The organism is Acinetobacter sp. CY79 (assembly GCF_059515845.1).
The window spans coordinates 14,401-26,631 of the sequence record NZ_JCAKMY010000012.1; the positions used below are offsets into that span (position 1 = coordinate 14,401).

11 protein-coding genes are annotated in these 12,231 nt (G+C 38.7%); 4 read left to right on the forward strand and 7 right to left on the reverse strand.

The annotated features are described in order from the left end of the window. Window positions 1-88: 88 nt before the first annotated feature. From AC5YCE_RS06330 to AC5YCE_RS06340, 3 genes are read left to right on the forward strand one after another with little or no spacing between them, the layout of a single operon-like run. Complete coding sequence (locus AC5YCE_RS06330; RefSeq protein WP_496171436.1) at window positions 89-2,128, forward strand: M3 family metallopeptidase; 2,040 nt, start codon at window positions 89-91, stop codon at window positions 2,126-2,128. Window positions 2,129-2,166: 38 nt separating this feature from the next. After that, window positions 2,167-2,376, forward strand: a complete 210-nt coding sequence (locus AC5YCE_RS06335) for a YheV family putative zinc ribbon protein (protein ID WP_496124812.1) — start codon at window positions 2,167-2,169, stop codon at window positions 2,374-2,376. Between the two features lie 14 nt (window positions 2,377-2,390). Continuing rightward, window positions 2,391-2,825: a hypothetical protein gene (locus tag AC5YCE_RS06340; protein ID WP_496171437.1), complete on the forward strand. Its 435-nt coding sequence runs from the start codon at window positions 2,391-2,393 to the stop codon at window positions 2,823-2,825. A 277-nt stretch (window positions 2,826-3,102) separates the two neighbouring features. Here AC5YCE_RS06340 and AC5YCE_RS06345 read toward each other — a convergent pair whose 3' ends face one another. The 5 genes from AC5YCE_RS06345 to AC5YCE_RS06365 all read right to left on the reverse strand — a co-directional run bounded on the left by AC5YCE_RS06345 (window position 3,103) and on the right by AC5YCE_RS06365 (window position 8,743). Next, window positions 3,103-5,349 carry a TRAP transporter large permease subunit gene (locus tag AC5YCE_RS06345; protein WP_496171438.1) on the reverse strand — a complete coding sequence of 749 codons (2,247 nt, stop codon included), beginning with the start codon at window positions 5,347-5,349 and terminating at the stop codon, window positions 3,103-3,105. Window positions 5,350-5,649: 300 nt separating this feature from the next. After that, on the reverse strand, window positions 5,650-6,240 hold the full coding sequence (gene rrtA / locus AC5YCE_RS06350) for a rhombosortase (protein ID WP_496171439.1): 591 nt from the start codon (window positions 6,238-6,240) through the stop codon (window positions 5,650-5,652). Between the two features lie 179 nt (window positions 6,241-6,419). Beyond that, complete coding sequence (locus AC5YCE_RS06355) at window positions 6,420-7,538, reverse strand: hypothetical protein (protein WP_496124773.1); 1,119 nt, start codon at window positions 7,536-7,538, stop codon at window positions 6,420-6,422. 568 nt (window positions 7,539-8,106) lie between these two features. Then, on the reverse strand, window positions 8,107-8,493 hold the full coding sequence (locus AC5YCE_RS06360) for a hypothetical protein (protein ID WP_496171440.1): 387 nt from the start codon (window positions 8,491-8,493) through the stop codon (window positions 8,107-8,109). Next, entirely contained in the window at window positions 8,483-8,743 is a 261-nt protein-coding gene (locus tag AC5YCE_RS06365; protein WP_496124772.1) for an FAD assembly factor SdhE, read from the reverse strand. The genes AC5YCE_RS06360 and AC5YCE_RS06365 overlap by 11 nt, the downstream gene beginning before the upstream one ends. 197 nt (window positions 8,744-8,940) lie before the next feature. On the opposite strand from AC5YCE_RS06365, the gene AC5YCE_RS06370 reads away from it, so the two are divergent. Next, complete coding sequence (locus AC5YCE_RS06370; RefSeq protein WP_496124810.1) at window positions 8,941-10,113, forward strand: acyl-CoA dehydrogenase family protein; 1,173 nt, start codon at window positions 8,941-8,943, stop codon at window positions 10,111-10,113. 63 nt (window positions 10,114-10,176) lie between these two features. Here AC5YCE_RS06370 and AC5YCE_RS06375 read toward each other — a convergent pair whose 3' ends face one another. After that, window positions 10,177-11,667, reverse strand: coding sequence for a flavin-containing monooxygenase (locus AC5YCE_RS06375; protein ID WP_496171441.1), 1,491 nt, complete (start codon window positions 11,665-11,667; stop codon window positions 10,177-10,179). Between the two features lie 193 nt (window positions 11,668-11,860). After that, window positions 11,861-12,226 carry a 50S ribosomal protein L17 gene (gene rplQ, locus AC5YCE_RS06380; protein ID WP_067726622.1) on the reverse strand — a complete coding sequence of 122 codons (366 nt, stop codon included), beginning with the start codon at window positions 12,224-12,226 and terminating at the stop codon, window positions 11,861-11,863. Window positions 12,227-12,231: the final 5 nt, after the last annotated feature.

Genomic DNA, 12,231 nt, shown 5'->3' on the forward strand with positions numbered 1-12,231 from the left:
ATCAGATTAATTTACCATTAAAACTTGATTTCCCACTCTAGAAGCCCTACATCTATAAATAACCTACTTAATAATTTGGCATTTATAAATGACATTACAAAAGGCAACTTTGCCTGTTCCCCAATTCGATCAAATCACTTTGGATCAACTCAAAAGCAATATTGAGCAATCAATTGCCAATGGACAAAAATTTATTCAAGAATTACAAACTGCTCCTGACACTATTCAACAACAACTTCAAGTGCTAGAACAGATCGATACGCTTGAAAATCAAATGAGTGAATCATGGGGCGTGCTGTCACATTTAAATGCCGTGATGAACAATGCTGAAACACGTCAAGTGTATCAATCACTACTTCCAAGTCTAAGCGAATACTATACGCAACTCGGTCAACATACTGCGCTTTATCAAACGTATCAGCATGTACATGATTCATCGCTGTTTGAAAGCTTCCCGCCTGCACAACAGAGTGCGATCAAACTGGCTTTACGCGACTTTAAACTCTCAGGTGTTGCATTACAGGGTGAAGCTAAAACACGCTATGCCGAAATTTCAGCACGACTGTCTCAATTGTCTTCAGACTTTTCAAATCATGTATTGGATGCAACGCAAGCTTACTTTAAACCACTTAGCGAAGAACAATTAAAAGGTCTACCTGAATCTAGCATCGAATTGCTTAAGCAATATGGACAACAGCGCGAACTTGACCAAGCCGTTGCGACATTGGATATACCTTCTTATCTGTCCATCATGACCTATGCAGATGATCGTGAATTACGTGAGGAGCTTTATAAAGCCTACACTACACGTGCTTCGGACCAATCTAGCCAAACAGAGTTTGACAATACCCCTGTGATGGAAGAGATTCTCAGCTTACGTCAAGAAATGTCGAAACTGCTTGGCTTTCAGAATTATGCTGAATACTCTCTAGCTAGCAAAATGGCACCAAGTGTAGATGCAGTTGATCAGTTTCTAGTAGAGTTAGCAGAACATGCACGTCAACCCGCACTACAAGAAATCGAAGAACTAAAAAAGATTGCATCTGAAAATGGTGTTACTGAGATTCAACCCTGGGACTCTACTTATTATTCTGAAAAATTAAAAGTACAGCAATTCAACTTATCTCAAGAAGCTTTAAAACCCTACTTCCCAACGCCTAAAGTCATTCAAGGCTTATTTAGCATTGTCAATCGTCTTTACGGTATTCAAGTGGTTGAGCGCGAAGCCCCACTTTGGCATAAAGATGCGCATTATTATGAGCTTGAAGATCAAGGCAACGTCATTGGCGGTTTCTACTTCGACCTCTATGCACGAAGTGGTAAGCGCGGTGGCGCTTGGATGAGTGGTTTCCGCTCACGTATGCAAACAGATGAGGGTTTGCAAAAACCAATTTGCTATATGGTTGGGAACTTCACTCCACCTGTTGGTGATCAACCTGCGCTACTCACACATGATGAAGTCGTGACTTTGTTCCATGAGTTTGGACATGGCTTACATCATATGCTGACTGAAGTAGATAATATTTCAGTGGCTGGTACACACGGCGTTGCTTGGGATGCGGTTGAATTACCAAGCCAATTTATGGAATTCTGGACATGGGACAATGAAAGTCTTGCTCTCATCAGTGAACATATCGAAACCAAGGAATCATTGCCACAAGACCTATTGCAATCCTTACTTAATGCTCGATTCTTCCAATCCGGTATGCAAACTTTACGTCAGATTGAATTCGCACTTTTCGATTTGAGCATTCATAAGGCATCCCCTGCCCTCAATGCAGAAAAAGTTCAATCCACTTTAAACAACATTCGTCAAAAGTTCTCGGTATTACCGACTGTGCCTTATAACCGCTTCCAAAATAGCTTTAGCCATATTTTTGCTGGCGGGTATGCAGCTGGATATTATTCATACAAATGGGCTGAAGTTTTAGCCAGTGATGCATTCGATCGCTTCGAAAAAGAAGGGATTTTTAATACCGAAACAGGAAAAGAATTTCGTCAGGCTATTCTAGCAGTTGGCGGAAAAGATACAGCACTTGACGCATTTCTCAAATTCCGTGGACGTGAACCAAAAATTGATGCTTTGTTACGTCATCAGGGTTGGACGAACACAACTAAAAGCGCTTAAACTATTGGCTTAGTTAATCAAAGGTGAGTTTCATGGCTATCAAACGTCGTTTCATTGCAGGTGCAAAGTGTCCTAAATGTGAAGCAATGGATCGTATCGTGATGCTCACCTCTGATGATGCAGAGTGGATTGAATGTGTAGAATGCACTTATTCCGAAAATCGTCCGACACACGTAGAAGAACCTTTAGAACCAGAAGTCGCGGATGAAATCGGGGTCATTCAATTTAAGCCACGTCAGACAAAATAGATTGGGGAATCTGAATGTCTATAGATCAAGCGAATCAATCCAATTTAATTTGGAAAATATCAGGTGCCTTGTCAGCAATGATCATTGTTTCAGCGGCTTTTATGTATTTAGAGAGCAGAAACAAGTCTGTTGCAGTTCAACACGCACCACAAGTTATGCAAAAAAAACCTGGTGAGCAAGCAATGGCGCCTGTACAAGTCGAACCATCAGCCTCCCAACCTATCGTTGAAGATACCAAAGCCTTAGTCAACGAATCTATTTTAAAAAATGAAGTGCCTACTAATCCTTCTTTAGCAAAAGAAGAAATTTCAAAGCTTGAAGATATTCAAGATCAGCTTTTAACTCAGCAAACGATATTAGCAGAACAAGAAAAAAATGCTGAAGAACTGATTAAGCTCAAAGAAGAGCAAATTCAAATTCTTGAACAACAGCTCATTGCGAGCAACTAAAACCTCTTATTATTCAATTCACTGTAAGTAGTATGGGTTCTGATTGAGAACCCATAAAGACTCAATTCACATCGGTATCGAGAAACGTTCATTCTTTAGTCTGGATAATTTAATTTGAGATCACACTTAAAATGCATCTGCATTATTTGCATTCTCTTGAATCCTTCTAAAACCGAGAGCTAAAATTCAATGAAGCTCTGGTCTATGATCTAGAATAATCACATCAGAAAAAAGCACCCGAAGGTGCTTTTTAGTTATATGTTCATTTCAATCAATTTTAGTGATACCAACCAAATAATTTAAATACATAAGGAAAGTAGGCAATGATCAGCATCGCTGGTGCCATAACAATCAGCGGTAAAATCCAACGTTCATATCTATAGTAAAACGACTTATGACGTACCTCAGCATCTGCAGCTGCAACCTCTTCATCACCGATTGACTGCCTCGCAAGGAGATGATTCAGGGCTACAGGTGGTGAAACATAACCAAGCTCAAAGCCAATCAATGCAATCATCCAGAAGTGAACCGGATCAATACCGTATTTATAGGCGACAGGCGCTACTGTGGCTGAAATTAAAATTACAGCACCAAACGGATCCATGATCATACCCACAAAGATCATCACCAATACAATTAACGTGATTACGATGTAAATATTCTCAATATCGGTGGGGAACATTTCCATGATTTCGATACGTTCAAGGTATCCACCTACACTCACAGACAATGCCATCAGGATCACTAACGCTCCAATATGCCCGACAGTTTCACTTGAAGAGATATGGATCGACTTCCAGAACCCCACTTTACGCTGTGGGTTTTCAGGGCTGTCTTGCTCCGCAATGGTTGAAGGTGAAACATGCGCTTTGGATGCTTCCTGCTCAACTGAATTATGGCTAAGATGGGTATCCCAATGCCCTACAGCAGCCAATGGGGCTGGTTCATGACGTAGTTTTTCGTATAGCACCATAATCAATAGAATGATTGGCATCATGACAGGTGCAGTAAATTCATTTAAGTTTGTATTCAGCGCGTATTTGTAGAACAACCAAACAATCAAGAATACGATCACATAAGGAACAACCGCAAGTAACCCTTTCGCCGAACGAGGCAAAGCCTCACTTGGAGATGCGATACGGAATTTTTGTTCAGCAAAGAATAAAGAAACGATAAGGAATAATGTAGACGTCAATAAGAAAACATACATCCCGTACTGATAAAGCAGATCTGTTGTGACTTCTTTATTTAAAGAGGCAACAACAACAATCAACAAACAAGGACGTAATACCACACCCAAGGAACCTGACATCGCTGCTGTTGCTAATGCAAACTGACGGCGTCCACCTGCATTCCAAACTTCTTTATAAATAATCGCACCTGCAGCAATCACGAAGATACCCGAAGCACCTGTATACGCTGTTGGAAGTGCTGCCGCCAATAGAATCAGCCATGTTAAGGTTTCTGGTGCCAAATTCCATGGACGCAGAATATTCAGGAATTTATCGACAATCAGGGTCTGCTTCAACAACATCCCTGCCCAAATGAATAAGGCAAGATTCAAGAAGATTGATGAGAACTCAACCAATTGACCTAAATAGATCCCTTGCCCCATTGGATAATCCATAAGGAAGGTAAAGTTAATTCCCGTAATAATTGCCATATAAGCATATAAAGGCACAGCCAAAAATGCCAAACCAATCGAACCGCCAGACTTGGCTGTGTCAGGAATACGGAACAGCTGATAAAGACTAATTAAGGTCAGAATGCTAAAGAGAATCATCCACAACCAGTAAATGATAAACATCTCTGTAGTGGGCGGCACACCTGAATTCATAACCGATAAATACTGACTGATCGAAGAACTGGTTAAAAAACCATTCCCTAGAACCATTGCAATCGCATAGATACGATAATCAATCCGGGTACTTGGACCACGCAGACCAATGTGATGAATTTTTAAAGTCGCAGTGATTGCGGCTAAAACCACCATGATAATCAGCAACAATGCTTTATTGTCTGTACCAAACTGGAAAATACCAAAGAAAGTGGTTTCCATCGTTCGATAAGGACGAATAGATGGATGCTGTTCTAAATGCTTTATCGACTTGTCATAAAACGTATATTTTTCTTCACACAGTTGTTGACCTGCCAATACCGATGCACGCACATCTGCTTCAGATGTTGTACCAAAAATATCGGCAAATTCATCATTGGCATTACTCTGCATTTGCGTTTGCACGAGTTGATCAATATTCGGATTACGATCACAAGTCGGCTTTTCAGGCTCAGCACGTAAGAAAGAATATTGCATCCCTGTTTTAGGGTCACCATAAAGATTCTCACCCAAGCGCAACATTTGCCCGTGGATCATCTCACCTGTCCCAATAATGAGTGTGAGCAGTAATAGAAGTAAAATTGTGAATGCTGAAATCCACTCAGTCCATATATAACTAAGCAGACCTAGACCTGATCTCTTATTTGTAGGCTGTTGCATTGTTCTTCCATTTTTATTGTCTGCCATACATCACCTGTACAGCTCATCTTTTATAATTTGGGTCAGGTAAAATCCATTACCTAATCGCCACGCTTTATTCCTGTTTTAGAATTTGAACTAATTTGAATATTTAATAAATGACTGGATTTCACAATTTTCAAGAATTAATGTCAATTTAAGCACTTAAATATCTTTAAGTATTATTTGTTTAAAGTGTTTTCATTATGACTGAGAGGCATTGAATTTATAAAATGAATACAATCGATCTAAAATCATAAAACTCGTTTTGTAATAACAATAAAACTCAATCAATACAAACTCCTTAGCTTAATGATTAGCCTCATTCTTATGTATAACCAGCTTTTCATACAACATATAGCACAACGCTAAAATGATGCCCCAAACCAATCCAATCCAATGTGCTTCAATCAGTACGGGACTTCCTATTAACTGACTGGTTTGTAGGGAACCCATAAAATTTTCCCAAAGTATTTTTGCTAGGGCTAAAGAGATCACCAATAAAGCAAATTTACGTTCTGAATTAAACTGTAAAAAATAAATGGCAGCAGCCCCATACAATCCATGAAGAACGCCAGACAATCCTGCATAAGCCTCAACTTGAGGAATAGAAAAGTAAAAACTTAGACTGATCAGTGGAGGCAATAAAATTAAAAGCGAGATTGCATATCGATTTTTAAAATGTGGAAATATAAAAGGCAAGCAGGCGAAAGCCAACATATTTAAGGCATAGTGAATCCACCCTACATGTACCCAATGTGCTGTCCACCAACGCCAAATATCTTCAAAAAAAATAGGACGCCAATAAATAAAATACGTTTGAAACACTTGTAGACATGCAGAAAAACTCATACAAATCGCAATGAAGAGAATCTTTTTGACCAGTGCTTGGTCTTTCATATCATGCTACTCCATAAAGAAAAAAGAGCATATATTGCTCTTCTATCTTTCTATTGCAGTATAAAAATTGTCAACAATACTTTTACTATTGAAATGTTTTTACCTAAACTCAATGAACTGAAAAGCTCACTAAATCTTTATTGTGAAGGCTAAACTTATCTAAATCTTCATCTTAAACATTACTCTTTCGCAGGAACCTGCTCCTGAGTAGCATCCTCTATAGGTGCTTCTGAATTACCTGAATCTTCCACGGGTACTTCCAAACCTGTACCATCAAATAGATCATCATTTGAAGATGACCCTTGATCATCCCAGAAATGAGTCATCCCATCATCTGCCGCACGTACACCCGTATTTTCAGTCCAGTAACGATCTGCAATCCCTTGAATCATTTGACCTGCCATACTATCAATCAGTCTAAATTCAGGATTTACAGGTTTATCTTCCGCACGTGAGGCAGCATAAGAACGAAATGCATCACGAATTTTTGCATCATCACCGCTGGCTTGTGCGGCAACAGCATATAGAGCATGTGCTAAACGAACCCCTTTTTGCTCGCCGATTTGCATCGATTGTTTCAAAGTGACATAAGGATCAGGCTTGCCTTCATCAGCTCCTGGTAATAAAGTCCAAATAACAGCGCGAGTCGCATTCGGTGCGCCCCAAAATTTAGTGTTATCTAAGCAAGTCATACCTCGTTCAACAATGGCTGCGATATCTTTAGGTACATTGACCTGACCACCCGAGTTAATGTCATTGGTCATGGCCTGTAAACCACTTAGCATTCCCAATAAGTAAACCGTTTGATCTAAATCTTTTTTCATCGTCGGGCATGAATCACCTAACGTGTATTTATACTTTGCTTGCCAGCGCTCTGCAAAAAGCTGATAACCTGCATATTGTCTTTCTGATGCAATCGCAGCCCAACGCTTTTGTTCAACACGCGCATCTTGTGCTTCAGAGACTTGTCCCGCTTTTGAAGCACGTAAGTAGCGTAATTCAGCTTTGAGAGCATTATTTTCAGCACACATGCCAGATGCGGTATAAAGCAAAACTGCCATCCGTGTTGGATCTGCCCCCATATCTTTTGTTGCCATGATTGCAGGTGTCAAAGCTGTGCCCTGATTACATGCCATATCGGCATCACTCATGGCAAGAATTGGAGGAACAATATGTTTTTCACTAAAGCCAATAGCAACATTAGCACCTGATTTAACAACGTATGAGCAACCTGAAAGTACTGAAGCAGCTAAAGCAGTTGTAAGTATTATTTTGTTGAATTTATCGACTTTAGACATTTACCTGTCCTCTAATAATAATTTTATGTCATCCCTGGTCATTAAAATATCAGATGCAATTTCTGAATTAAAGAGACACTACTCTAATCTTAATATTTAGAGTTTGTCATTGATCGGCTTTAAAAAAATTGACCCGATTCTCATTTTATTTGGCTTTATGGCAAAATTAAGGGAAAAATAAGACAAAAAAAAGTAGCATAGCGACGGTTCGGCACTTGCTACTTATTAAACGGTAAACTCAACTGAGTTTATTTGTGTGATGACGACGCTTTTGCGTTTGATGAATCCGATCCTTCAGCACAGTTCCTAGTCTTCCAATTATAATTGCCATAACAGCAGCAACCACTAGAAACAACCACATTTGAATTTCGTACATTTGAAATTCCTTACTTAGCTGTTGGTGTATTTAATGTACAAGACTATTTAACTTTCAGGCTAAATATTGTCTAACAATTAAATTTTATTGATATTTGGTCAAACAAGAGAATTAAGATTAAATATTAAATACGCTAAAAAATTGAATCTTAAGGTTATTGAGTATTTTTAAATAATCTAAATTGTTAGACAATTAATTCAACTTTGCTCGAGTTTTTAATTTTTTCCAATCTATTAAATTTAACTGATCTCGCCAAATCACACTATTTTTTATTTTTTGATCTGAAAAATACACCACGATATAGAGATGGTGGTCTATAAAATGGCTAATACAGACCTTATCAATATTGCTTTGTCGTTCAAACTGTAGTGACCATTCTGCTTGATCTAATTGCTCTAATCTTATGAGTTTTGGTTTCTGATTAAACCCAAGAAGAACAACCAACATTACAGCAATACTGATTAACCAAACACCGAGGTTGATCACAAAATAAAGTACTACGCTGATAGTCATCAAAAAAATAAGTTGAAACACAATCGATAAACGACTGTGTTTCAATTCATATTGTTCATTCACCATGCACATATTTTTTTAATTTATGAATAAATTCTAATAGCTCAGGACGTGGTGGAGCTGACACTTCCATAAACCAGTCTAATAAATCTGGATCTTCTTGTTCGACTAACTCTGCAAACATGGCTTTCTCATTGGCATCTGCTTGTAGATAGTGTTGTTTGACATAGGGATCAAAATAAACATCAATTTCCTTTAAACCACGACGTGCACGATAAATGACTTTACGTTCTTCGAGTGTCATTTCATCTGACATTTTATTCCCCTAGTTGATAATTGCTTCTACTGGATAGATTAACATTTTAACGGATTCAACATACATTTGTTTATGATTCAGCTGAATTGACCAAACACATCATCGATAACCATGAATTGAGCATTCAACTCATTGATCGAATTTAGCCCATAGCTTAACTTCAATGAAATCAAATAACAGCCATGGAAATGACAACAATGCAATCAGGTGCAATCCGTCCAATTAATAATATGTTACCGCGTAAACTTTTTAATGCCGAACATGAAGCATTCCGAGATACTGTTAGAAAATTCTATGAAAAAGAAGTGGTTCCAAATATTGCAAAATACGAAGAGCAACAACACGTTGATCGTGACCTTTGGAATAAAGCAGGTGAAATGGGGCTGCTTTGTACTACGATGCCTGAAGAATACGGTGGTTACGGTGTAGACCGTCTTTACAGTATGATTTTGATTGAAGAACAAGCTTATGCGATGGACTCATCAACAGGTTTTTCTCTGCATTCAGATATCGTTGCCAATTACCTCAATAACTTTGCCAATGAAGAGCAAAAAAAATATTGGTTACCTAAAATGGCTTCAGGCGAGGTGGTCACTTCAATTGCAATGACCGAACCCGGTACAGGATCGGATTTACAAGCGGTGCGTACTTCTGCTGTGCTTGATGGCGATGAATACGTGATCAATGGTTCCAAAATCTTTATCACCAATGGTTATCTTTGCGATATGTCGATTGTGGTATGCAAAACAGGCAATAATGAAAAAGGTTCGGCGAATCTTTCCTTATTTATTGTTGAGGCAAACCGTCCTGGATTTACCAAAGGTAAACCGCTGAATAAGATTGGTATGAAGGGGCAAGATACTTGTGAACTCTTCTTTGACAATGTCCGTGTTCCAAAAGAAAACCTCATTGGTATGGAAGGCATGGGCTTCATTATGCTTATGAAAGAACTGGCATGGGAACGTATGCTGGTGGCGATTATTTGCCAAGCGGGTGCTGAAGCGGCATTTGCTCATACAGTTCAATACACAAAAGATCGTAAAGCATTCGGTAAGACCATTAATAGTTTCCAAAATACTCGTTTTAAGCTTGCTGAATTACGTACGGAAATCGATTTCTGTCGTGCTTATTTGGATCGCTGTATGGAGCTACAAATTGATGGTGATTTAGGGGTTGATGCTGCCGCTGCTGCAAAATATAAAATTTCAGATATGTTCTCAAAAGTCGTCGATGAATGTTTACAACTTCATGGTGGATACGGATTTATGCTTGAATATCCAATTGCACGTGCTTATATCGATAACCGTGCAAACCGTATTTATGCGGGAACCAATGAAATCATGAAAGAATTGATTTCACGTACGCTATAAGTTCTGCAAAATAAAGAAGGAGCCTTATGGCTCCTTTTTATCGTCGACTAATTGAATAGCTACTTAAGATACAAGTTTAGGCTTACGATTATCTTCTGCGGCGCGCTTATGGAATTTTAAAATACCATCATCAAAACGTGCATTTTTCAATTCTTTCCGATCTGCTAAATAGTTATGGGTCGCCATCCAAGGTGCTTTGGTACCTTGCTTTGGTAGTTGATCTGCTGCACGTGCAATATAGCCCGAACTCATCTCACCCATCACTGTTTCTTCTAACATCGCTGAATGATCCGTCGGCGCGATCACTTCATCATAGCCCTTTTGGTCCATATATTTGAATAAACGGCATATATAATCCGCAACCACATCGACCTTCAATGTCCATGATGCATTCACATAGCCGATCACCATCGCCATGTTTGGTACATCACTTACCATCACACCGTTGTACAGCATATGTTCGCTGGTATTCAGCGGTTTATGATCCACAGTCGCCTTAATACCACCCATAATTTGGATTTCCAAACCGGTTGCAGAAACAATAATATCTGCATCCAAATGCTGACCAGATTTTAATTGAATACCCGATTCTGTAAATTTATCAATTTGATCCGTCTCAACACTGGCTTTACCTGTACGTAAAATTTTGAAAAGATCACCATCAGGAACAACACATAAACGTTGATCCCATGGATTATAGCTAGGCGTGAAGTGTTTCATATCCACTTTGCCTTTTAATTGCATTTCAATCGATTTCAAAAGTAATTTACGAACAAGCTGTGGCTGTTTTTTTGATAATGCAAAAATGCCACGTTGCATCCCGATATTACGCGCACGAGTAAATTTATACGCCATATCTTCTGACATAAATTTACGGGTTTTATCATATACAAAATCGATAGAAGGAATCGAAGCAATATAAGTAGGCGAGCGTTGTAACATGGTCACATGACCAGCTCCACCTTTTGCCATTGCAGGAACTAAAGTAATTGCTGTCGCACCACTGCCAATAATCACGACTTTTTTACCTGTGTAATCTAAGTTTTCAGGCCAAAATTGTGGGTGAATCAGTTGTCCTTTGAATGCTTCCTGATTTGGAAAATCAGGCTGGAAGCCTTGATCATAATTATAATAACCCGTACAACCTAGAACAAAATTAGCAATCCAAGTTTGAGTTTTTTGATTTGCATCTTCAATTTTAACATGCCATTTTTTGGTTGCAGAATCATAATTTGCAGCGACTACACGATGATTAAAGTGAATTTTTTCTTTTAATTTGTATTCATCTACAACTTCACCAATATAACCTTTAATCGATTCGCCATCGGCAAGTACATTAGAATTACGCCATGGTTTAAAATTAAAACCAAAGGTCGACATATCTGAATCAGAACGAATTCCAGGGTATTTAAATAGATCCCAAGTACCGCCAAAACTCGCGCGACGTTCAATAATATCGAATTTACGGTTTGGATTATTCTTTGTAAGATGTGCTGCAATACCTATTCCAGAGATACCAGCGCCAACAATGAGAATATCAACTTGCTTTTCCATTTCTTTTTATAACCTCTTATCTGAACAATTTTATTAAAACACAATTCTGACAATACACAATGTCAGTTTTAAATATTTATTGTTTTTTTCATGTCAATTTGGGTCAATAAAATATCTTGTCTAACAATACCCATAAAAAAAGACCAGCTAAAAGCTGGTCTTTTTTTGAACAACAACTGTCGTTCTTGCGAAATTATTTAACTTCGCGATCTACTAGCTCAACGTAAGCCATCGGTGCAGCATCACCTGCACGGAAGCCCGCTTTAAGAACACGTAGATAGCCGCCGTTACGTTCTTTGTAACGAGGGCCAAGAACTGTAAATAATTTACCTACAGTTGCAGCTGAACGAGTACGAGCAAACGCTAAACGACGGTTTGCTACAGAATCGACTTTAGCTAAAGTGATTAAAGGCTCAGCAACACGACGTAATTCTTTCGCTTTAGGAACAGTAGTTTTAATTAACTCATGTTCGAACAAAGAATTAGCCATGTTTTGGAACATCGCTTTACGATGACTGCTTGTACGGCCTAATTTCACACCACTATTACGATGACGCATGGTGA